Annotated in this window: 19 protein-coding genes; 13 read left to right on the top strand and 6 right to left on the bottom strand. The window is 62.0% G+C overall.

The features are described 5' to 3' along the window. Nucleotides 1-7: 7 nt before the first annotated feature. Complete coding sequence (locus ACFQ95_RS07030; protein WP_422830132.1) at nt 8-1,957, bottom strand: ABCB family ABC transporter ATP-binding protein/permease; 1,950 nt, start codon at nt 1,955-1,957, stop codon at nt 8-10. A gap of 43 nt (nt 1,958-2,000) precedes the next feature. Between ACFQ95_RS07030 and ACFQ95_RS07025 the strand changes: the two genes are divergently transcribed. From ACFQ95_RS07025 to ACFQ95_RS06995, 7 genes are all read left to right on the top strand, one after another. After that, nucleotides 2,001-2,420: an acyl-CoA thioesterase gene (locus tag ACFQ95_RS07025; RefSeq protein ID WP_422830131.1), complete on the top strand. Its 420-nt coding sequence runs from the start codon at nt 2,001-2,003 to the stop codon at nt 2,418-2,420. Between the two features lie 236 nt (nt 2,421-2,656). Continuing rightward, the gene (locus ACFQ95_RS07020) at nt 2,657-3,535 is read left to right on the top strand and encodes a branched-chain amino acid ABC transporter permease (protein WP_422830130.1); all 879 of its coding nucleotides are present in this window, start codon (nt 2,657-2,659) and stop codon (nt 3,533-3,535) included. 12 nt (nt 3,536-3,547) lie between these two features. Then, nucleotides 3,548-4,624 carry a branched-chain amino acid ABC transporter permease gene (locus ACFQ95_RS07015; RefSeq protein ID WP_422830129.1) on the top strand — a complete coding sequence of 359 codons (1,077 nt, stop codon included), beginning with the start codon at nt 3,548-3,550 and terminating at the stop codon, nt 4,622-4,624. Beyond that, nucleotides 4,621-5,457: an ABC transporter ATP-binding protein gene (locus tag ACFQ95_RS07010; RefSeq protein WP_422830128.1), complete on the top strand. Its 837-nt coding sequence runs from the start codon at nt 4,621-4,623 to the stop codon at nt 5,455-5,457. Before ACFQ95_RS07015 ends, ACFQ95_RS07010 begins: the two co-directional genes overlap by 4 nt. Then, entirely contained in the window at nt 5,454-6,251 is a 798-nt protein-coding gene (locus ACFQ95_RS07005; protein WP_422830127.1) for an ABC transporter ATP-binding protein, read from the top strand. Before ACFQ95_RS07010 ends, ACFQ95_RS07005 begins: the two co-directional genes overlap by 4 nt. 34 nt (nt 6,252-6,285) lie before the next feature. Continuing rightward, a complete protein-coding gene (locus ACFQ95_RS07000; protein ID WP_422830126.1) occupies nt 6,286-8,142 on the top strand; it encodes an AMP-dependent synthetase/ligase in 1,857 nt (618 codons plus the stop codon). A 28-nt stretch (nt 8,143-8,170) separates the two neighbouring features. Then, entirely contained in the window at nt 8,171-9,340 is a 1,170-nt protein-coding gene (locus tag ACFQ95_RS06995; protein WP_422830125.1) for an ABC transporter substrate-binding protein, read from the top strand. Between the two features lie 71 nt (nt 9,341-9,411). Here ACFQ95_RS06995 and ACFQ95_RS06990 read toward each other — a convergent pair whose 3' ends face one another. Further along, nucleotides 9,412-9,894, bottom strand: coding sequence for a thioesterase family protein (locus ACFQ95_RS06990; protein WP_422830124.1), 483 nt, complete (start codon nt 9,892-9,894; stop codon nt 9,412-9,414). An 88-nt stretch (nt 9,895-9,982) separates the two neighbouring features. Between ACFQ95_RS06990 and ACFQ95_RS06985 the strand changes: the two genes are divergently transcribed. Next, the gene (locus ACFQ95_RS06985) at nt 9,983-10,405 is read left to right on the top strand and encodes a hypothetical protein (RefSeq protein ID WP_422830123.1); all 423 of its coding nucleotides are present in this window, start codon (nt 9,983-9,985) and stop codon (nt 10,403-10,405) included. A gap of 77 nt (nt 10,406-10,482) precedes the next feature. Here the strand turns inward: ACFQ95_RS06985 and ACFQ95_RS06980 are convergent, their stop codons facing one another. Both ACFQ95_RS06980 and ACFQ95_RS06975 read right to left on the bottom strand, forming a co-directional pair. Continuing rightward, complete coding sequence (locus tag ACFQ95_RS06980; RefSeq protein ID WP_422830122.1) at nt 10,483-11,439, bottom strand: chemotaxis protein; 957 nt, start codon at nt 11,437-11,439, stop codon at nt 10,483-10,485. Between the two features lie 79 nt (nt 11,440-11,518). Further along, entirely contained in the window at nt 11,519-13,102 is a 1,584-nt protein-coding gene (locus ACFQ95_RS06975; RefSeq protein ID WP_422830121.1) for a methyl-accepting chemotaxis protein, read from the bottom strand. Between the two features lie 475 nt (nt 13,103-13,577). Here ACFQ95_RS06975 and ACFQ95_RS06970 point away from each other — a divergent pair, with 475 nt between their 5' ends. The 5 genes from ACFQ95_RS06970 (at nt 13,578) to trpD (ending at nt 18,527) form a co-directional block, all read left to right on the top strand. Continuing rightward, complete coding sequence (locus ACFQ95_RS06970) at nt 13,578-15,089, top strand: anthranilate synthase component I family protein (RefSeq protein WP_422830120.1); 1,512 nt, start codon at nt 13,578-13,580, stop codon at nt 15,087-15,089. 18 nt (nt 15,090-15,107) lie between these two features. Next, entirely contained in the window at nt 15,108-15,695 is a 588-nt protein-coding gene (locus ACFQ95_RS06965; protein WP_422830119.1) for an anthranilate synthase component II, read from the top strand. Between the two features lie 63 nt (nt 15,696-15,758). Further along, nucleotides 15,759-16,817, top strand: a complete 1,059-nt coding sequence (gene ltaE / locus ACFQ95_RS06960; protein WP_422830118.1) for a low-specificity L-threonine aldolase — start codon at nt 15,759-15,761, stop codon at nt 16,815-16,817. Further along, the gene (locus ACFQ95_RS06955) at nt 16,810-17,475 is read left to right on the top strand and encodes a LysE family translocator (protein WP_422830117.1); all 666 of its coding nucleotides are present in this window, start codon (nt 16,810-16,812) and stop codon (nt 17,473-17,475) included. The genes ltaE and ACFQ95_RS06955 overlap by 8 nt, the downstream gene beginning before the upstream one ends. Before the next feature lie 17 nt (nt 17,476-17,492). Then, nucleotides 17,493-18,527 (top strand): anthranilate phosphoribosyltransferase, encoded by a 1,035-nt coding sequence (gene trpD, locus ACFQ95_RS06950; protein ID WP_422830116.1) that lies wholly within the window; start codon nt 17,493-17,495, stop codon nt 18,525-18,527. Nucleotides 18,528-18,550: 23 nt separating this feature from the next. Here trpD and ACFQ95_RS06945 read toward each other — a convergent pair whose 3' ends face one another. Then, nucleotides 18,551-19,609 (bottom strand): ABC transporter ATP-binding protein, encoded by a 1,059-nt coding sequence (locus ACFQ95_RS06945; protein ID WP_422830115.1) that lies wholly within the window; start codon nt 19,607-19,609, stop codon nt 18,551-18,553. A 34-nt stretch (nt 19,610-19,643) separates the two neighbouring features. Continuing rightward, on the bottom strand, nt 19,644-21,563 hold the full coding sequence (locus tag ACFQ95_RS06940; RefSeq protein WP_422830114.1) for an ABC transporter permease: 1,920 nt from the start codon (nt 21,561-21,563) through the stop codon (nt 19,644-19,646). Nucleotides 21,564-21,597 lie beyond the last annotated feature (34 nt).

Here is a 21,597-nt window from a genome sequence, read left to right as displayed (position 1 = left end):
AAAAAGCTCAAGCAGTCTCAACCACCTCTTCCGTGCCCTGGCTGGCCTGCTGCATCTCCCACATGCTGGCGTAGCGCTGCCCCAGCGCCAGCAATTCGTTGTGTGTGCCACGTTCGACAATACGGCCGGCGTCCATCACCAGGATCTCGTGCGCATCGACCACCGTGGACAGACGGTGTGCAATCACCAGCGTGGTTTTGTTGCGCGCGGCGGTGTGCAGCTCACCCTGAATGGCACGCTCGTTGGCCGAGTCGAGCGCCGAAGTGGCCTCGTCAAAAATCATGATGGGTGGGTCTTTGAGCAACGTGCGCGCAATCGCCACACGCTGCTTTTCACCGCCCGACAATTTCAGCCCACGCTCACCCACCGCCGTGTCATAACCCTTGGGCGTGCCGGCAATGAAGTCGTGGATGCGTGCCGCACGCGCCGCCTGCTCCACCTGCTGGCGATTGGCGCCGGGGCGGCCATAGGCAATGTTGTATTCCACGGTGTCGTTGAACAGTACGGTGTCTTGCGGCACGATGCCAATCGCCTGGCGCAGGCTGGTTTGTGTGACCTGCCGAATGTCTTGCCCGGCAATGCGTATGCTGCCCTGCTGCACGTCATAAAAACGGTAGAGCAAACGCGCCAGTGTGGACTTGCCCGAGCCCGAGGGCCCCACCACCGCCACCGTTTTGCCGGCGGGGATGTGCAGGCTCACGTCGTGCAAGATGGGCCGCGCCGGGTCGTAGGCAAAGTGCACGTGTTCAAAGGCCACATCGGCGTGGCTCACGGCGTGCACCAAGCCTTCGGCGGTGCATTCCTCCTGGTCTGCCGAGCCAACCGAGGTGGGCAGGCGCAGTGCCGGCGCGCCCGGCGCATCGGCCACTTCGCGCGGCTGCTCCAGCAGGGTGAACATCTTTTCCAGGTCGGTCAGGCTTTGCTTCAGCTCGCGGTAGATCACCCCCAGAAAACCCAGCGGAATATAGAGCTGGATCATGAAGGCGTTGACCATTACCAGATCGCCCAGCGACATGCTGCCGGCCACCACACCCAAGGTGGCGCGCCACAACATCACCACCAGACCGGTGGCAATGATGAACTGCTGGCCGGCGTTCAGAAAGCTCAGCGTGCGCTGGCTCTTGATGGCGGCGCGGCGATAGCGGTCCAGGTTTTCGTCGTAGCGCCTGGCTTCAAAGGCTTCGTTGTTGAAGTACTTGACGGTCTCGAAGTTCAGCAGCGAATCGATGGCGCGGCTTTGTGCCGTGGAGTCGAGCTCGTTCATCTGCTTGCGGAACTGCGTGCGCCACTCGGTGACCACCACCGTAAAGATGATGTAGACCACCAGCGCCACCAGCGTGATCCAGGCAAACCAGGCGTCGAACTTCAGCGCCAGGAAGCCCAGCACCAGGCCAACTTCGATCAGCGTGGGGATGATGCTGTAGAGCGAATACGAGATCAGCGAATTGACCGCGCGTGTGCCGCGCTCGATGTCGCGCGTCAGCCCGCCGGTTTGTCGCTCCAGGTGAAAGCGCAGGCTCAGGCCGTGTAAATGCTCGAACACTTCCAGCGAAATGCGCCGCGAGGCCCCGGCCGTGGCCTTGGCAAACACCAGTTCGCGCAACTCGGCAAACAGCGAGGTCGACAAACGCAGCAAGCCGTAACCCAGCAGCAGCGCCACCGGCACCACCAGCACGGCCTCGGGACGCAAGCCGCCGCCGGCCGTGACGGCACCCGGCGTCATCGCATCGACCAGGTTTTTCAGCAGCACCGGCACCCCGACGTTGGCCACCTTGGCGGCAACCATGCAGCCCAGCGCGATCAAGACGCGCCACTTGTACTCCCACAGATAGGGGAACAGGCGGCGCAGCGTGCGCCAGTCGGAGGTGGCGGTTTTCGGGCTGGCTGCGGCTGCGCCTTCGCCGGTAGACGCGGGCAAAGGGACTCTGGAGGGGGCGGTTTCGCCTGATCGGCGCATGGGGGAGAATCTCGGCTTGTTGTTATCCCGCAGATTGTCCCTCATGACCGAAACCCCCAACCCCCTGCATGTCGAATTACCCACAGACATGGAGCTGGTGCTCAAAGTGATTCCCATGCCCGCCGACTGCAACGCCAACGGCGACATCTTCGGCGGCTGGGTGATGGCCCAGGTCGACCTGGCCGGTTCGGTGCTGCCCGCGCGCCGCGCCCAGGGGCGTATTGCCACCGTGGCAGTGAACGAGTTCATCTTCAAGCAGCCCGTGCGGATTGGTGACTTGCTGTCGTTCTTCGCCAAGATCACGCGTGTGGGGCGCACCTCCATCTCCGTCAAGGTGGAAGTGTTTGCCGAGCGTATACGCTCCCAAGGCTGCCACATCAAAGTCACCGAAGCCTCGCTGACCTATGTGGCCATAGACGACAACGGCCAGCCGCGTGTGGTCGACGCAGCGCCAGAGTTTTAGGCACTTGCGTCAGCCTGGCGCGCCGTTCAGCCCAGGCCCACAAAATCAAAATTGATAGCAGCTCGCGCTATTTCTATGCGCGATAGCGCGGCACACGACACTTAGTTTTTACCCTAGTCACTTTCGCGTCACACCTGCATCTGTTTCCAGGTCCGATGCGGGCCAACCCTGAAGACATGCCCTAGAGCCGCCGCTATAACCGAGGCCACCCTATTCACAAGGACGGCGCGGCAGGCATGGTTCAAATCATCCAACTGTTGATCAGCGGTGTTGCACAAGGCTGCATCTATGGGCTGATTGCGCTGGGATTTGTGCTGATCTACAAAGCCACCGAAACCGTCAGCTTCGCCCAAGGTGAACTGATGATGTTAGGCGCGTTTGCCGGGCTGGCGTGTATGGGTTTGTTCGACCTGCCCTTCTGGCTCGCCGCCTTGTGTGCGGTGCTTGGCATGGCAGTCTTCGGCATGCTGCTGGAGCGCCTGGTGATACGCCCCATCCTGGGCCAGCCGGCGTTCTCCATCGTCATGCTGACCATAGGCATTGGCTACGTGGCGCGCGGCGTGATCACCATGCTGCCCGGTATTGGCACCGAAACCCATTTGCTGCCCGTGCCCTACAAAGACCTGGTGTGGCGCCTGGGCGCGCTGGTGCTCAACGCCGAGCAACTGGTGGTGATCGCGGCCACCGCCGTGTTGTGCGGCCTGTTGTTTGCGCTGTTTCGCTACAGCAAGCTCGGCATCGCCATGCAGGCCGCATCGCAAAACCAATTGGCCGCCTACTACATGGGCATTCCGGTGCAGCAGTTGAACGGCCTGGTCTGGGGCCTGGCCGCGGCCGTGGCCGCCATCGCCGGCTTGCTGCTCGCACCCATCACCTTTGTGCACGCCAACATGGGTGTGATAGGGCTCAAGGCCTTTCCGGCTGCCGTGGTCGGTGGCTTTGGCAGCCTGCCCGGCGCCATCGTCGGCGGGCTGGTGATTGGTTGTGTGGAATCGTTCTCGGGCTTTTACCTGCCCGAAGGTTTCAAAGACATTGCGGCCTACATCGTGGTGCTGCTGATGTTGATGCTCAAGCCGAATGGCTTGTTTGGTTCGACCATGCGGAAAAAAGTTTAAGGCCGCCGCCCCATGCGCTTCGAGTTCAAAACCAGCTACGCCCAAGACATTGGCCTGGTGCGCCACAGCGGTTACGCCTTTTGGTACGGCCTGCTGATGCTGGCCCTGCTGCTTGCTCCATGGCTGCTGCAAGAGTATTGGCTGGCACAACTCACGTTTGTGTTGATCTACGCGCTGGTCGGTTTGGGGCTGATGCTGCTGGCCGGCTTCACCGGGCAGTTCTCCATAGGCCATGCCGCCTTCCTGGGCGTGGGCGCCTACACCCAAGGGGTGTTGACCAATATGGGTTGGCCGTTTCCCTTGGCGCTGGCAGTGGCAGCCGTGCTGTCTGCCGTGGTCGGTGTCTTGGTGGGCGTACCGGCCTTGCGTGTCAAAGGCATCTACCTGGGTATTGCCACGCTGTCGTTTGGCTTCATCGTGGAAGAAGTTTTGGCGCGCTGGGAATCGGTCACCGGCGGCAATGCCGGCCTGCATGTGAAGCCGCCACAAATCGGCACATGGAAGCTCGACAGCGAGCCCGAATTTTATTACCTGTGCCTGCTGCTCGCGGTGCTCGCCACGCTGGGCATTTTGAACCTGCTGCGCTCACCCACCGGCCGCGCATTTGTGGCGATACGCGACTCCGAGGTCTCGGCACAAAGCATGGGCATACACCTGGCGCGCTACAAAACACTGGCGTTTGCCCTGTCCGCCGCGCTTGCCGGTCTGGGCGGTGCCTTGTACGCACACCGGCTGCAATTCATCTCGCCCGACCAGTTCAATGTGCTGCAGTCCATCGATCTGCTGCTGATGGTGGTGGTGGGTGGCCTGGGCTCGGTACATGGTGCATTTCTGGGAGCCATGTTTCTCATCGCCATGCCACAACTCATCTCGCAAACCAAAGACTTCCTGCCCGAAGCCATTGGCCAGGCTCCGGGCTTGCAGGGCCTGGTGTATGGCCTGGTGCTGATTGTGTTTGTGTTGTTTGAACCGCTGGGCCTGTATGGCCGCTGGCTCAAGCTGCGGACTTACTTCCAGCTGTTTCCGTTCTACCGCAAGGGTATGTTCAAACGCCAGAAGTCCTTCCAGAAGTCAGACCGCCTCAAATGACGAACGCCACCATACCCCTGCTGTCGGCGCGCAATCTGAGTGTGCGTTTTGGCGGGCTGCTGGCCGTCAACAACGTGAGCTTTGACGTCATGCCCGGCGAGGTGTTCACCCTCATAGGCCCGAATGGCGCGGGCAAGACCACGGTGTTCAACCTGATCAGCCGCCTCTACGCGCCCACTGCGGGCGAAATCCTGTTTGGCGGCGAGTCGCTCACCGTGCGCGCGCCACACGCCATTGCCGCGGCAGGCATTGCGCGCACCTTCCAGAACATCGAGCTGTTTGAACATGCCACCGTGCTGCAAAACCTGCTGGTGGGCCGGCACATCCACCGGCAAACCGGGCTGTGGGGCGACCTGTTTTTCCCCGCTCGCGCTCTCGCTGCCGAAATCGCCGCACGCGAAAAGGTGGAGCAGGTCATAGACTTCCTGCACCTGCAACACCACCGCGACGCACTGGTGGCCGGCCTGCCCTATGGCGTGCGCAAAGTGGTGGAATTGGCGCGGGCCTTGTGCACCGAGCCCAAGCTGCTGCTGCTCGACGAGCCCTCTTCCGGCCTGAACGTGGAAGAGACCGATGACATGGCGTTCTGGATACAGGACATCCAGCAGGAACTCGGCATCACCGTGTTGATGGTGGAGCACGACATGTCACTCGTGGCCAAGGTATCGACGCGTGTGTTGGCGATGAACCAGGGCGAAGTGTTGGCCCAGGGCACAACACGTGAAGTGCAATCACACCCGGCAGTGATGGAAGCCTATCTGGGCTCTATCGAAGACGTGTCTTCGCTGCACCGCAAGCCACGCATCGAGCTGCCCGAGAGGAAGGTCGCATGAGCGAAACGCCGCCCCCGGTCAGCGACCAGCCGGTCCTGCGGCTGTCGAATGTGGAGAGCGCCTATGGCCCGATCAAGGCCATTCGCGGCGTCAGCCTGCAGGTGCGGCGCGGCGAAATTGCCACGGTGCTGGGTGCCAACGGTGCGGGCAAAACCACCATTCTGAAAACCATCTCCGGCATCATCGACCCGCGCAAGGGCACGGTGGAATTCAAAGGTGAAGACATCACCGCACAAGACCCGGCGCACATCGTGCGCGAAGGCCTGAGCCATGTGCCCGAGGGGCGCGAAGTGTTCCCGCTGCTCAGCGTACGCGACAACCTGATGATGGGCGCCTACACGCGCAACGACCAGGACGCCGTGATGCGTGACCTGGAAACGGTATTCGGCTACTTCCCGATTCTGCGCGAGCGCGCAACGCAGGACGCCGGTCTGCTGTCGGGCGGACAGCAGCAGATGCTGGCGATCTCGCGTGCCCTCATGGCCAGCCCCGATTTGATCCTGCTGGACGAACCCAGCCTGGGCCTGAGCCCCAAACTCACCAAGGACATTTTCGAGATTGTGGTGCGCATCAACCGCGAGCACGGCACGACCATTCTGCTGGTGGAGCAGAACGCCAACATGGCGCTCAACGCCTCCGACTTTGGCTACGTGCTGGAGAACGGCCGCATCGTGATGGAAGACACCTGCGCCCACCTGCGCGAAAAAGACGACATCAAAGAGTTTTACCTCGGCATCAAAGAAGACAGCGTGCGTGGCGAGCGCCGCTGGAAGAAGAAGAAAAACTGGCGCTGAGCCCGATCTCTCAACACAGGAGCCGACCCCGTCCATGCGAGGCCTTTGGGACACCACCCACATCCAACCACAAATCGCCAGCGTGCTGCCCGGCGACACCATTCCCGCCATGTTCTGGAATGCCGTGCGCCAACGCAGCGACGCCGTCTGGCTGCGGCAGAAGAAGCTGGGCATCTGGCACAGCTGGCGCTGGCGCGATGCCGGCACGGCGGTACGCGAGATTGCCGCCGGTTTGCTGAGCCTGGGCCTACAACGCGGCGACTGCGCCTCCATCGCCGCCAACACCACCGTCGACTGGGTGTTTGCCGACCTGGCCGTGCTGAGCTGCGGCGGCGTGAGCAACGGCATCTACCCCACCGACGCGCCAGCGCAGATGCAATTCCTGTGCGCCGATTCGAGCACCAAGCTGCTGTTTGTCGAGAACGACGAGCAACTCGACAAAGCACTCGAAGTGCGCGCCGAATTGCCGCTGCTGCACACCATTGTGGTGTTCGACATGCGTGGCCTGCGCCAGTTGAACGAGCCCGGCGTGATCAGCCTGGAGGCGCTGCGCGACGCCGGCCGCGCCTATCTGGAACAACACCCTACGGCGGTAGAGGCCTGCGCCACCGACTGCCGCCCCAAAGACCTGGCCATTCTGGTCTACACCTCGGGCACCACCGGCAAACCCAAGGGCGCCATGCACACCCACAGCGGGTTGGTCTACACCGTGCGCGGCTACAACACACTGATCGCACAAACCGAAGACGACGAGCGCATCTGCTTTCTGCCGCTGTGCCATATTGCCGAGCGCATGGGGGGAGAGTACTTTGCGCTCTACACCGGCACCAAACTCAATTTTGTTGAAAACCCCGAGACCGTGCCGGAGAACGTGCGTGAAATCGCCCCCACCGTGTTCACCGCCGTGCCGCGTGTGTGGGAGAAGTTTTATTCGGGCGTGATGATAGGCCTGAAGGAAGCTGGCCGCATACAACAATGGGCCTATGCCTGGAGCATTGGCGTGGGCCACGCCGTGGCCGACCGTGTGCTGGCCGGCCAGGCGGTGGGCGCCGCGCTGCGCTTCAAATTTGCGGTCGCGCGCGGGCTGGCGTTGAACAACACACGCAAGCTCATCGGCATCCACCGGGCGCGTTTTTGCGTCACGGGTGCGGCACCGATTTCCCCCGAGCTGGTGCGCTGGTATCTGGCACTGGGCGTGCCCATGCTGGAGGTGTGGGGCATGACGGAGACCTGTGGTGCCGCCACCGGCGTGCCCGCCAAACGCATGCGCCCGGGCTCGATTGGGCCGGCTGCGGGCTACAACGAAATGCGCCTGGACCCGGCCACAGGCGAAATCCTGGTGCGTGGCCCCAATGTGTTTGCCGGCTATCTGAACCTGCCCGAAAAAACCGCCGAAGCCCTGGACGCCGATGGCTGGCTGCATACCGGCGATGTGGGTGTGGTCGACGGTGAAGGGTATTACCGCATCACCGACCGCATCAAGGACATCATCATCACCGCTGGTGGCAAAAACGTGACGCCGAGCGAGCTGGAAAACGAGTTGAAGTTTTCGCCCTACGTCACCGACGCGGTGGTCATCGGTGACAAGCGGCCCTACCTCACCGTGATCATCATGATCGACCAGGACAACGTGGAGAAGTTTGCCCAGGACGCCGATATTCCCTTCAGCAACTACGGCAGCCTGACACGCAGCGCCGAAGTGCAGCAGCTGATCCAAAGCGAACTCGACCGCGTGAACAAGAAGTTTGCGCGGGTGGAGCAGATCAAGAAGTTCTATCTGCTGGAAACCCAACTCTCGGCCGAAGACGAGGAACTCACGCCGACCATGAAGCTCAAGCGCCGCCTGATAGAGAGCAAATACGCCTCACAAATTGAAAACATGTACCACTGAAACCCTGTTGTCAAAAAAGGAGACTGCCATGAAACCCAAGTTGTTAGGCACCGCCGCCCTGCTGGCGGCCACGGTTGCCACACCCATGGCCCTGGCGCAATCGCAGGGTGTGAGCAAGAGCGAAATCACGCTGGGCTCGATTCAGGATTTGTCGGGCCCGCTGGCGGGCTTTGGCAAGCAGATCCGCGCCGGCATGATGCTGCGCGTGGACGAGATCAACGAGCAAGGCGGCATCAATGGCCGCAAGTTGGTGCTGAAAGTTGAAGACTCGGGCTACGACCCGAAGAAGGCCGTGCTGGCCGCGCAAAAGCTGGTCAACCAGGAGAAGATTTTCATCATGCTGGGCCACCTGGGCACAGCGCAAAACATGGCGGCCATGCCGGTGCAGTTCGACAAGGGGGTGATCAACTTCTTTCCGGTGACGGCAGCGCGCGAGATGTATGAGCCGTTCCATAAACTCAAATATTCTTTTGCCGCCACCTACTACGACCAGATCCGCCTGATGGCGCCCAAGCTGATCAAGGACAAGGGTGCAAAAAAGGCCTGTGTGCTGTACCAGGACGACGAGTTTGGCCTCGAGGTTGTGCGCGGCGCCGAGGCCGGACTGAAAACCGTCAACATGGAGCTGGCGGAAAAAGCCTCGTACAAACGCGGCGCCACCGACTTCTCTTCGCAGGTGGCCAAGCTCAAGGCCAGCGAGTGCGACTTTGTGGTGCTGGGCACCATCATCCGCGAAACCATTGGCGCAATTGGCGAGTCGCGCAAGACCGGCTTCAATCCGACCTTTCTGGGCTCTAGCGCGGCCTACACCGACCTGATCCACAAACTCGGCGGTAAACCCATGGACGGCCTGTATGCCGCCATGACGGTGCAGCACCCCTACCTGGACGAAGCCTCGCAGCCGCTGCGTTTCTGGGCCAACAAATACAAAACCAAGTTCAACGAAGACCCGACCGTGTTCTCGGTCTACGGCTACAACGTGGTGGACTCGTTTGCCAAGGCCGCCGAAAAAACCGGCGCCAACCTGAGCACTGACAGCTTCATCAAGGTGATGGACAGCATGGTCTACCCGCCCGACATGTTTGGCGCCCCCGAAGGCCGTTACAGCCCGACCAAGCGGCTGGGCAACGAGGTATCACGCCTGTCGCAATTGCAGGATGGACGTTGGAAGGTGGTATCCGACTACGTCAAGCCCTGAACCAGGCTTTAAGCAAAAGAAGCTGTTGACGCTCAGGAAACAAGCGTCAGCAGCTTCTTTTTTTATAGCGACTACGAAACGATGTAAGCCGCAGCCCCGGTGGCCAGCAGGCGGCCATTGGCATCCATGAACTCCATGCGTGTGCTGGCCACACGCGAGCCCAGGCGCAGGACTTCGGCCTGCAGTGTGAAACCGTCGCCAATACCGGGCCGCAGATAGTCGATGCGCAGGTCTATGGTGCCCAGCTTGCCAAAGCGTTGCAGGCGCTGCAGCGGCGGCTCGTCCAGGTGGCGCGCACCGATGGCAGCCATCACGGCCAGGCCGCCCAAGCCGTCCAGCGCGGCGCTGATCACACCGCCGTGGATGCGGTTGTGCGAAAAATGCCCCACCAGTTCGGGCCGCATGGCGATGGCGCCGGTCACCCGCTCGGCCGTCAAGGCGGTGATCTTCAAACCAAGCACTTGGTTGAAGACGATTTTTTCTTCGAAAATATCGCGCAGGGCAGCCTCAAATTCGGGCTCGAATACAACCGGGGAGTGTGGGGTTTGGCTCATGCCGTTTATTGTGTCGTGCCCCGCTTTGCTTAGCCCTGTAAGCTCGCCCTCTTTTGTTGGACGTTTTCCCTCATTGATTGCCTTCAAGATGCCGCTGACCACAGACAACCCCCTCACCCTGGAATGGACCACGCTGCAGAACAACTTTGAGCAGTACGAGCGCAGCGCCCTGTGGGTCAAGCTGGTCACGGTAGCGCTGTTTGTGGTGGGCCTGCTGTACGGCATGCCAAGCGAGACCGCCATCACCTTGATGCTGGTGCTGTGGCTGCAAGAGGCCATCAACCGCACCAGCCAGGCCCGGCTGGGCACGCGCCTGCGGCACATTGAGTTGATGTTGCGCCGTGGCGACGACGACAACGGCTCCGCCTGCCAACTACACACCGACTTTGAAACCAGCCGCGGCGGCGCGGGCGCGCTGCTGTCGGAGTATTTCCACAACGCATTGCGGCCGACCGTGGCGTTTCCGTACGTGGTGTTGGTGGTGGCGCAGCTGGTGCTGGGCGCGGGCTAGGCCCCAACAGGCTTTGCCAAATGAAAAAAGCCCTGGTGTCTTGCGACCCAGGGCTTGGGGTTTGGCCGCTTGCGTGCTCAGTGCTCGACCACGCGGCGAATGGTGTCGGCCAGTTCGGCAGCGACAAACTTGCCTACATAGGCGTCCGCCCCCGAGCTGGTGACGTGTGACTCGTTTGCCGTGCCCGACAGCGAAGAGTGGATCACCACCGGCATGGACTTGAAGCGTGGGTCCTGCTTGATCTTGCGCGTCAGCGTGAAACCGTCCATCTCTGGCATTTCCAGATCGGTCAGCACCATGGCAACCTTGTCGCGGGCGGTCTTTCCTTCGGCGACGGCCGCCTTGTCCAGCGCCAGCAGACGGTCCCAGGCTTCCTTGCCGGTTTTCGTCATGATGTAGGGCACGCCCATCGCCGACAGGCCCTCTTCTATGAGTTTGCGCGCCAGCAAGGAGTCGTCCGCCGCCAGCACAATCGTGCCCGGAGGAATCTTCACCTTGGGCCCCATCACGGCCGGATCCACATCCGGGCCAACCGGCGGCACCACGTTGCGCAGAATCGATTCCACATCCAGCACCTGGGCCAGGCGCGAGTTGTCCACATCACCGTCGAGCCGCGCGATGCTGGTGATCATGCCGCCCGCCGTGCTCGACTCGGCCGACAACACCTGGCGCCATTCCAGGCGCACGATCTGGTCCACCTCTTCCACCGCAAAGCCCTGAGTGGAGCGTGCGTATTCGGTCACCATCAGGATGTTCAGTCCGTTTTTCGGCACGCAGCCCACGGCGCCCGCCAGATCGATCACCGGGATGACCTGGCCACGGATATTGGCCATGCCCAGCAAATGGGCGGGTGCTCCGGCTACGGCCGTCACCGGTGGCATGACCATGATTTCACGTACCTTGAACACATTGATACCAAACAGCTCACGCTGCTGCGAGGCCCCGGCTTCGCCCAGACGGAACAGCAATAGTTCAAACTTGTTGCTGCTGGTCAGGTTTGTTCTCTCGTCAACTTCCTGCTGCACGGTGCTCATAGTGTTCCCCTGTTGTGCTCGCCATTAGAACCGTAATTTGCTTTTTTTTACAAGCAAGCCCATAGGTTTTGCCGTGGGGTCATTCACGCGGTGCCGGCAAGGCCGCCAGAGCGCTGGAACCGGGGCGAACCTTGAAGACCGCAACCGCGGCCACCAGCTGGTCGGCCTGCGATCGCAAGCTGGCAGCAGCCGCGGCGGACTGCTCCACCAGGGCGGCATTCTGCTGTGTGGCCTGGTCCATCTGAGTGACGGCTTCGCTGATCTGCGACACACCGGCGTTTTGTTCGGAACTGGCCGCGCTGATCTCGGCCATGATGTCGGTCACGCGGCGTATGGACTGCACCAGTTCGGTCATGGTGCTGCCCGCCTGGTCCACCAGCTGTGTGCCCTGCTCGACACGGCCCACGCTGTCGGAGATCAGCGCCTTGATCTCCTTGGCCGCATCGGCGGAGCGACCCGCCAGGCTGCGCACCTCGGAGGCGACCACCGCAAAGCCCCGGCCTTGCTCACCAGCGCGCGCGGCTTCCACAGCGGCATTCAGCGCCAGGATATTGGTCTGGAAGGCGATGCCGTCGATCACGCCAATGATGTCGACAATCTTCTTCGAGCTGTCGTTGATGCCCTTCATGGTGTCCACCACCTCACTCACCACCTTGCCGCCCTGCTGCGCCACGGTGGAGGCCTGCACCGCCAACTGGTTCGCCTGCTGGGCATTGCCCGCATTCTGCTGAACCGTGGAACTGAGTTCCTCCATCGATGCCGCCGTTTCCTCCAGCGCCGAGGCCTGATGCTCGGTGCGTGCGCTCAGGTCGTGGTTGCCTTGGGCAATCTCTCCGCTGGCAGAAGCCACACTCTCAGAGCCTTGACGCACCGTGGACACCAAGGACACCAGGTTGCTCTGCATCAAGCGGAAGGCTTGCTGCAAATCGGTGGCTTCGTCGCGGCCTTCAACTCGCACGGTCTCGGTCAGGTCACCGTCGGCAATACGACCGGCACTTTGCGCCGCGCGGCGCAAAGGATCGACAATGGAATGGGTCAGCACATAGGCCAGTGCCGCACCCAACAGAACCGCCACAACCGCACAGCCCATCAACACCTGCTGGCCCAGCAGCGCGTTGTCCTTGGCGTCCTGCACGGAATCGTCATACAGCTTGCGCTGGTAGTCGGCCAACACACCAATCGAGGCGCTATAGGCCTTGGCCAGCGGTTCGAGCTCACTTTCCACACGCTCAAACACGTCCTGGCCTTCCTGTTTGCGTTGCAGCAGGTCCACACGTGCGGCGGAATATTTGGCGCGCGCCGCCTGGATATTGGCCAAGAATTTCTGCCCCTGCTCAGAAGTCACCAACTCCGCGACGCGTTTGGCCACGACCGAGGTTTCCTCCGAAGTTTTAGCCATCTCGGTTTGCCAGCCCTCCATACGCAGCGCGTCGCTTTCCATTGCCATGGCGCGGGTGCGCACCCAGTTCAGGTCAATGAATTGGCGCCATTGGGTCGCCAGACGCAGGCGCTCTGTGTCGGTGGTGGCGACGGCTTCCGTGGTTTTAGCCAGTTCACCCAGGCGCCACACCCCCACGCCGGCGCACGCCGCCAAGATCACCAAAATGGCGGCAAACGCCAAGGCCAAACGCATGCCGATACGCATGCTTCGCAACACACTCATTCTTGCTCCTGCTTTTCTTGTTGGACTAAGGTTGAACGCCCCATGGCCGGTCAGCACTAACCGGAGTCAGCGTTGAATAGTCAACCAAACGCCTATTAAAACCCAAATGCAACAATCTGTTAGCCGAATCAAGGCTGCGTTTGACCAGAAACAAGCAGCGGGGCGGCACCGCAGCGGGCACAAATCCAACAATCCGCCGCATAGGGCTTCACTTCGACACAAAGGCTTTGCTACACTGGCCCGCTATGTTCATCCAAAGCACGATCGTTGCAGGCATCCCCGGCCAGGGAGCCTGGTCTTGGCGCAAGCCACTTATCGCGCGCACCTGATCTGCACGGGCCACCCCGTGCGCCCACGCCTAGCCCCTCGTCCAACGTGACCCAAGGCAAGGCATTGCTTGAATGAACGCAGCACTCCGTGCTGTTGGCCCGGCTCTTACACAGCTCCGCCGGGCCTACTCTCAAAAGGTATTTCCGTGATTACCGAACTCGAATTCAAAAGCCTGGCCCAGGACGGGTACAACCGCATCCCCTTGATCGCCGAGGCGTTTGCCGACCTGGAAACCCCGCTCTCGCTCTACCTGAAACTGGCCTACGCCAAAGACGGCGGCAAATACAGCTTCCTGCTGGAATCGGTGGTGGGTGGCGAGCGTTTTGGCCGCTACAGCTTCATCGGCCTGCCGGCGCGCACCTTTGTGCGCTGCCAGGGTTTTGGCGCCGACGCCACATCCGAAGTGGTGCAGGACGGCGTGGTGATCGAAACCGCCACCACCGCCGACTACCCCACGCCACTCGAATTCATTGCCGCCTACCAAAAGCGCTTCAAGGTGGCGATACGCCCCGGCATGCCGCGTTTCTGCGGTGGCCTGGCGGGCTACTTTGGTTACGACGCGGTGCGCTACATCGAGAAGAAGCTGGAGAACTCATGCCCGCCCGACAGCCTGGGCTGCCCCGACATCATGCTGCTGCTGTGTGAAGAGGTGGCGGTGATCGACAACCTCTCGGGCAAGCTCTACCTCATCGTCTACGCCGACCCGACGCAGCCCGAGGCCTATGCCAACGGCAAGAAGCGCCTGCGCGCGCTGAAAGAGCAGTTGAAGTATTCGGTCAGCGCACCCAGCGTCAAAGCCACGCAAAGTTACCCCGCCGAGCGCGACTTTGCCAAGGCCGACTACATCGCGGCCGTGGAACGCGCCAAGGAGTTGATCGCCGGTGGCGACTTCATGCAGGTGCAGATTGGCCAGCGCATCAAGAAGCGGTTTACCGAGTCACCGCTGTCGCTGTACCGCGCGCTGCGCGCGCTGAACCCCTCGCCCTACATGTTTTATTACCACATGGGCGACTTCCACATCGTCGCCGCGTCGCCCGAAATCCTGGTGCGCCAGGAGGCCACGAGCGAAGGCCAGAAGGTCACCATCCGCCCCTTGGCCGGCACGCGCCCACGCGCCGCCGACCCGGTGCGCGACCTCGAAGTTGAAAAAGAGCTGATCAACGACCCTAAGGAACGCGCCGAACACGTGATGCTGATCGACCTGGCGCGCAACGACATCGGCCGCATCGCCAAGATCGGCAGCGTGAAGGTGACCGAAGCCTTTGCCGTGGAGCGCTACAGCCACGTGATGCACATCGTGAGCAACGTCGAAGGCCTGCTCAAAGACGGCATGAGCAATATCGACGTGCTGAAAGCCACCTTCCCTGCCGGCACACTGACCGGTGCACCCAAGGTGCACGCCATGGAACTGATAGACCAGCTTGAGCCCACCAAGCGCAACCACTACGGCGGCGCCTGCGGCTACCTGAGCTACGCGGGCGACATGGATGTGGCCATCACCATACGCACCGGCATCATCAAGGACCAGACGCTGTACGTGCAGGCGGCAGCCGGCGTGGTCGCCGATTCGGTGCCCGAACTGGAATGGAAAGAAACCGAGCACAAGGCGCGCGCGTTGTTGCGTGCCTCGGAGCTGGTCGAAGAAGGTCTGGAATAAGCGGTAAGGACACACATCATGGCAAAGAAAACCAAACTGCTGATGGTCGACAACTACGACAGCTTCACCTTCAACATCGTCCAATACTTTGGCGAGTTGGGAGCCGAGGTCGAGGTCTACCGCAACGACGAAATCACCATAGAACAAATCGCCGCGCGCCAACCCGATCGGCTGGTGATTTCGCCAGGGCCCTGCTCGCCCAAAGAGGCCGGTGTGTCGGTGGCAGCCATCGAACACTTTGCTGGCAAGCTGCCGATTTTGGGTGTGTGCCTGGGCCACCAAGCGATTGGTGCGGCCTTTGGCGGGCGCATCATCCGTGCGCAGCAATTGATGCACGGCAAGACCAGCCGCATCACCACCACGCAGCAAGGCGTTTTTGCCAATCTGCCGGAGCAATTTGTGGTGAACCGTTACCACTCGCTGGCGATTGAGCGCGCCACCTGCCCCGAGGTGCTGGCCGTCACGGCGTGGACCGATGATGGCGAGATCATGGGTGTGCGCCACAAGACGCTGGACATCGAGGGTGTGCAGTTCCACCCCGAATCCATACTCACAGAACACGGCCACGCCCTGCTGAAGAACTTTCTGGAACGCCCGGCTGCATAAGCCGCTGCTCTACAAAATACATAGCTGCTCACGCCCGACCACCCTGCCCAGGAGCCACTTTTAATGCACAAGCTCGCCGAGAAGATTGTTGACCTGCGCAGCGACACCGTGACCCGTCCCAGCGCCGCCATGCAAGCCGCCATGGCCGACGCGCCGCTGGGCGACGACGTGTTTGGCGACGACCCTACGGTCAACACGCTGCAGCACACGCTGGCCGAACAACTGGGTTTTGAGGCCGCGCTGTTGGTGCCCACAGGCACACAAAGCAACCTGTGCGCCATCATGGCGCACTGCCAGCGCGGCGACGAATACATCGTTGGCCAGATGGCGCACTGCTACCGCTGGGAAGGTGGTGGCGCGGCGGTGCTGGGCAGTGTGCAACCCCAACCCCTGACGCACCAGGCCGACGGCATGCTGGCCCTGGCCGATATCGAAGCCGCGATCAAACCCGACGACGCACACTTTGCGCGCACACGTTTGCTGGCACTGGAGAACACCATAGGCGGCAAGCTGCTGCCATTCGATGCGCTGCAGCAAGCCACGGAGTTGGCGCAGACACGTGGCCTGGCGCGCCACCTGGATGGCGCACGTTTGTTCAATGCCGCCACAGCGCAAGCCGCGTTGACCGGCGCCTCCGTGCGCACCGAGGCCAGGCGCATCGTCGGCAACTTCGACAGTGTTTCGGTCTGCTTCAGCAAAGGCTTGGGCGCACCTGTGGGCTCGGTGTTGTGCGGCAGCCGCGACTTCATACAGCGCGCACACCGCATCCGCAAGATGGTCGGCGGCGGCATGCGCCAGGCCGGTGTATTGGCCGCGGCGGCGCTGCACGCGCTGGAGTATCACGTCGACCGTTTGGCTATTGACCACGCCAACGCCAAAAGACTGGCCGAGGGCCTGGCGGGCATCACCGGGCTGGAGGTGCAGGCACCACAGAGCAATATGGTGTTTGTGCAGTTGACCGGTGCGGCGCGGACACGTGGACCTGAACTTTTAGAGCATCTCAAAACCCAGGGTGTGTTGGCCCTGGGCTTGTATGAGCTGCGCTTCGTCACGCACCTGGATGTGGACAGCGCCGGTATAGACCGCGCAACCCAGGCCATTAGGAGCTTCTTCCATGCCTGACCTGCAACACCTGCTGCTGTTCATTGCCAGCGGTCTTTTGCTCAACCTGACACCCGGGCCCGACGTGCTCTACATCGTGACGCACAGCCTGCGCTCGGGTGCACGTGCGGGCATTGTCGCGGGCCTGGGCATTACCGCTGGCTGCTTTGTGCACATCTTCGCCGCAGCGCTGGGGGTAAGCGCCTTGATGGCCGCGTCGGCCACGGCGTTCACGGTCTTGAAATGGGTGGGTGCGGCTTACCTGCTGTGGGTAGGCGTGCGCATGTTGTTCAGCCGCGCGCCCGCAGCCCAGTCTGCAAACGCAGATTTGAGAACAACCGCCGCAAAACCAACCAGCGCAACAGCCCTCAAGCCCATTTTCATGGGCGGCTTCTGGACCAATGCCTCCAACCCCAAGGTGGCGCTGTTCTTCCTGGCTTTTGTGCCGCAGTTCATCGCCCCGGGCACGACCAACACCTCGCTGGTGTTTTTGCTGCTGGGCAGCTTGTTCAACTTCAACGGCATGTTCATCAACGTGGGCTGGGCGCTCACCGCCGCCTGGATGGCCAAACGTTCCGGCGTGATGCAGCGCGGCATGCATTGGCTGGACCGCGCCGCCGGCGCCATGTTTATTGGCTTTGGCCTGAAGCTGGCCTTCACCGACCAGCCCACCCGTTAAAAATCAAGGAGACCCGCATGTCCAACAGCCACAAGATCACGCCGCAGGAAGCACTGCAGCGCACCATAGAACACCGCGAAATCTTCCACGACGAGATGCTGCACATCATGCGCATGATCATGAGCGGCGAGATGTCGCCGGTGATGACGGCCGCCCTCGTGACCGGCCTGCGCGTGAAGAAGGAAACCATTGGCGAGATCACCGCCGCCGCGCAAGTGATGCGTGAATACTCCACCAAGGTGCATGTGGCCGATACACGTAACCTGGTCGACATCGTGGGCACCGGCGGCGACGGCTCGCATACCTTCAACATCAGCACCTGCAGCATGTTTGTCGCAGCGGCCGCGGGCGCCAAGGTCAGCAAACATGGCGGGCGCAGCGTCAGCAGCAAAAGCGGTAGTGCCGACGTGATGGAAAGCCTGGGCGTGAACATCAACCTCTCGCCCGAACGTATTGCGCAATGTATTGCCGAGGTCGGCGTGGGCTTTATGTTTGCCCCCAACCACCACCCCGCCATGAAAAACGTGGCGCCGGTGCGCAAGGAAATGGGTGTGCGCACCCTGTTCAACATCCTGGGCCCGCTGACCAACCCGGCCGGCGCGCCGAACATCTTGATGGGTGTGTTCCACCAGGACTTGGTGGGCATTCAGGTGCGCGCGCTGCAGCGCCTGGGCGCCGAACACGCACTGGTGGTCTACGGCAAAGACGGCATGGACGAAGTCAGCCTGGGGGCCGGCACCATCGTCGGTGAACTGAAAGACGGTGAGATTTCCGAATACGAAATCCACCCCGAAGACTTTGGCATGACCATGGCCAGCAACCGTGCGTTGCGCGTGGAGACACCCGAGCAATCACGTGCCATGCTGATGGACGTGCTGGAGGACACCCATGGCGCCGCACGCGACATCGTGATCCTGAACGCCGGTGCCGCGCTCTACGCGGCCAACGTGGCCGACTCCATGGCCGCTGGTTTTGCGCTGGCGCGCAAGGCCATCGAATCGGGCGCGGCCCGCGCCAAGCTGGCGGCGCTGGTCGAGGCCAGCCAGCGCTAAGACCCGATGGCGCTTAGACAGCGCTATCTGGCGGTGATACGCGCATCAGCAGGCGCGAAATGCACACCTACCTTTTGCCCTGGGCCGGCCACGGCTTGCAGCGCATCACTGAACACCAGTAGCTCACCCAAGGGTGTGGCCACCAGGCTTTCCATGCGGCTGCCGAGGTAGGCTTGGCGCAGCACCTGGCCGGGCAACACGGCGCCCTCGCTTTCGCCCAGGCGGATGCGGTGCGGCCGTATGGCCAGCGCCACCGGGCCGCTGGCCATGCCATTGGGCGGCAACACCGGCACATCGACGTTTTCGGCGCGGAAAAAATGCTGGCCATTGGCCACCACCAACTCGCCGTTGATCAGGTTGGCGTCACCAATGAAGTCGGCGATGAAGCGCGTGGACGGCGCTTCGTACAAATCGCGCGGGCCGCCCATCGCGGCGATGCGGCCCTTCTCCATCACCAGGATGCGGTCGGACACGGCCAGCGCTTCTTCCTGGTCGTGTGTGACGTAGACCACGGTGAGGTTCAGGTTCTGCTGCAGGTCGCGAATATCCTGGCGCACTTTGCGGCGCAGCTTGGCATCCAGGTTGGACAGTGGCTCGTCAAACATCAGCACCGCCGGCTCCAGCACCAGCGAACGCGCCACGGCCACGCGCTGTTGCTGCCCGCCCGAGAGCTGCGACGACAGGCGCCCGCCCAGATCGGCAATGCCCAGCAGCTCCATCTTGGCTTGCGCCTGTTCAATCGCTTGCGGCTTTTTCATGCCCGAGGCCAGCAGGCCGTAACAGACGTTCTCCAGCGCCGTCATGTGCGGGAACAGCGCGTACGACTGGAACACCAGGCTCACGTCGCGCTGGTTGGCCGAGACTCCGGTCACATCACGCCCGTTGATGCGAATATTGCCTTCTGAGGGAAGCTCCAGTCCGGCGATCAGCCGCAGCAGCGTGGTCTTGCCGCAGCCCGAGGGGCCAAGCAGCGTGACCAACTCACCCTTGGCGATGCTCAGGTCGAGTGCGGGCAGCACCACCACCTTGCCGAAGCGTTTAACGACCTGCTTGAACTCTACGGCTACCGGTGCTTGGCTCATGTCTCTGTCTTTCTTCTTTTCAATCACGCTAAAGCTAAGCTGCCGCAACAGGCCGCCGCCCAATGTTGGCCGTACCCACCAGCCGCTGGATCATCAACACGCAGAACAGCATGATCACGATCAGCACGGATGAGTAAGCAATCGCCAACGCGTATTCGCCGACCTCCACCCGACCCGCGATGTAGACCGTGGCCAGGTTGTGTTTGGCCGTGGCCAGGAAGATCACCGCACTCACTGCCGTGATGGCGTGGGTGAAACTGAACACCAGGCTGGCGATGATAGCCGGGCGCAGCAGCGGGATCACCACACGCAAGAAGGTGCGCGAAGTGCTCGCGCGCAGCGTGCTGGAGGCTTCGTCCAGTGAGCGGTCTAGCTGCGACAAGGCCGACACCGTGGCGCGCACACCCACGGGCATGTTGCGGAACACCAGGCACAACACAATGATGGCGAAGGTGCCGGTGAATTCCAGCGGCGGCACGTTGAAGGCCACGATGTAGGCCACACCAATCACCGTGCCGGGCACGGCGAAGTTCACCATGGTCAAGAACTCGAAGGTGCGTCGACCGGCAAAAACATGCCGGCTCACCACATAACCGCCGAGCACCCCCAGCGCGGTGGTGACGGGTGCGGCCACGGCCGCCACGCCTAGCGTGGTGAACAGGCTGTCCCAGGCCGAGCCGGTGAACACCAGCCCGCCCACACCCCAGTCAATGCCAAAGCCGGTGGCAAAGTGCGCCAGCGAAGGTGTGAGGTCAAACCGGCCAATGTCCTTGACCACACCACCGAGCAGGATGATGCCGTAGGACACCACGGTGAGCAGCGCCCATGGCGCCACCAAGGCGATGGCGGCCCACTTCACACCCGTGGGCAATGGCGCGGGCACACCGCTGTCGCCCTTGCCGCCGACCGAGGTGTAAGAGGCCGTGCCCAGCCAACGCTGCTGCAAGGCAAACACACTGACCGTGAGCAACAACAGGGTCAACGCCAGAATGGCCGCACGTGAAGCATCGTGCTGTGCCCCGGCAATGGCGAAGAAGATCTTGGTCGACAACACTTCAAAGTTGCCCGAGAGCACCAGCGGGTTGGCAAAGTCGGCCAGGCTTTCCACAAAGCCCAGCAGGAAGGCGTTGGCAATCGCCGGGCGCACCAGCGGCCACGTCACCGTGCGGAACACATGCCAGCGTGTGCCGCGCAGTACCTGCCCGGCCTCTTCGAGCGTTGGGCTGACCAAGCGCAAAGCACCACTGATGAGCAGGAACGCCAGCGGCGTGAAACACACGACCTGCGCCAGCCAGACACCCGGCAAGCCGTAGATCCAGCGTGAACGCGGAATCGCAAACCAGTCGCTGAGCAACTGCGTGACCACACCCGTGCGGCCAAACAAAATGATGATGGCCAGGCCAATGACGAACGGCGGCGTGACCACCGGCAGGATGGACAGGATGCGCAGCGACGACTGAAACCTCTGGCCACCACGCTCGGCCAGCAGCGCCAGCGCAAAACCAAACAAGGTGCTGCCCAGCCCGGCCAGAATCGCCAACACCATGGAGTTGATGGCCACACCACAGCGCACATTGCCTGCCAGACAGCCCACACCCCACACGTCTTCGTTCAAAAAACGCGACATGGCCGTGCCCAGCACCCATGCGCCTTGTTCGTTGACAAACGCGGCCATCAACATGCGGCCTATGGGGTAGACCACAAAGATGAGCAGCAACAGCGACATCACACACACCGTGCCGGCAATGGTGGCGTCGCTTTTAAAGGCGCCATTACGCGTGGCGTACCAGCTGGCCACACCCGCCAGCAGACAGGCGGCGGCCACATACCCGGACGAGGACGTCCAGGGCAGCAACAGGAATCCGGTGCCGACGGCAAGCAGCGTCAACAACCAGCCATAGGGGTCGGAAAACGACCGCTCACCCGCCGCAGCGGGAGATGTCAGAGTACGCACTTAATGGGCGTGGTAGGCGTCAGGGAAACCAAGC

Source organism: Variovorax sp. HJSM1_2, assembly GCF_049316285.1.
Taxonomy (GTDB): domain Bacteria; phylum Pseudomonadota; class Gammaproteobacteria; order Burkholderiales; family Burkholderiaceae_C; genus Rhodoferax_B.
The sequence above is the reverse complement of the archived record's forward strand: the minus strand, read 5'-3'. Positions and strand labels throughout refer to the sequence as shown.

Bases quoted from the DNA above. Each gene is read 5' to 3' on its own strand.
- ACFQ95_RS07005 (WP_422830127.1), top strand. From the start codon at position 5,454: ATGAGCGAAACGCCGCCCCCGGTCAGCGACCAGCCGGTCCTGCGGCTG.
- ACFQ95_RS06955 (WP_422830117.1), top strand. From the start codon at position 16,810: ATGCCTGACCTGCAACACCTGCTGCTGTTCATTGCCAGCGGTCTTTTG.
- ACFQ95_RS07025 (WP_422830131.1), top strand. From the start codon at position 2,001: ATGACCGAAACCCCCAACCCCCTGCATGTCGAATTACCCACAGACATG.
- ACFQ95_RS07000 (WP_422830126.1), top strand. From the start codon at position 6,286: ATGCGAGGCCTTTGGGACACCACCCACATCCAACCACAAATCGCCAGC.
- ACFQ95_RS07030 (WP_422830132.1), bottom strand. From the start codon at position 1,957: ATGCGCCGATCAGGCGAAACCGCCCCCTCCAGAGTCCCTTTGCCCGCG.
- ACFQ95_RS06975 (WP_422830121.1), bottom strand. From the start codon at position 13,102: ATGAGTGTGTTGCGAAGCATGCGTATCGGCATGCGTTTGGCCTTGGCG.
- ACFQ95_RS06945 (WP_422830115.1), bottom strand. From the start codon at position 19,609: ATGAGCCAAGCACCGGTAGCCGTAGAGTTCAAGCAGGTCGTTAAACGC.
- ACFQ95_RS07010 (WP_422830128.1), top strand. From the start codon at position 4,621: ATGACGAACGCCACCATACCCCTGCTGTCGGCGCGCAATCTGAGTGTG.
- ACFQ95_RS06980 (WP_422830122.1), bottom strand. From the start codon at position 11,439: ATGAGCACCGTGCAGCAGGAAGTTGACGAGAGAACAAACCTGACCAGC.
- ACFQ95_RS06985 (WP_422830123.1), top strand. From the start codon at position 9,983: ATGCCGCTGACCACAGACAACCCCCTCACCCTGGAATGGACCACGCTG.
- trpD (WP_422830116.1), top strand. From the start codon at position 17,493: ATGTCCAACAGCCACAAGATCACGCCGCAGGAAGCACTGCAGCGCACC.
- ACFQ95_RS07015 (WP_422830129.1), top strand. From the start codon at position 3,548: ATGCGCTTCGAGTTCAAAACCAGCTACGCCCAAGACATTGGCCTGGTG.
- ACFQ95_RS06965 (WP_422830119.1), top strand. From the start codon at position 15,108: ATGGCAAAGAAAACCAAACTGCTGATGGTCGACAACTACGACAGCTTC.
- ACFQ95_RS07020 (WP_422830130.1), top strand. From the start codon at position 2,657: ATGGTTCAAATCATCCAACTGTTGATCAGCGGTGTTGCACAAGGCTGC.
- ltaE (WP_422830118.1), top strand. From the start codon at position 15,759: ATGCACAAGCTCGCCGAGAAGATTGTTGACCTGCGCAGCGACACCGTG.
- ACFQ95_RS06995 (WP_422830125.1), top strand. From the start codon at position 8,171: ATGAAACCCAAGTTGTTAGGCACCGCCGCCCTGCTGGCGGCCACGGTT.
- ACFQ95_RS06990 (WP_422830124.1), bottom strand. From the start codon at position 9,894: ATGAGCCAAACCCCACACTCCCCGGTTGTATTCGAGCCCGAATTTGAG.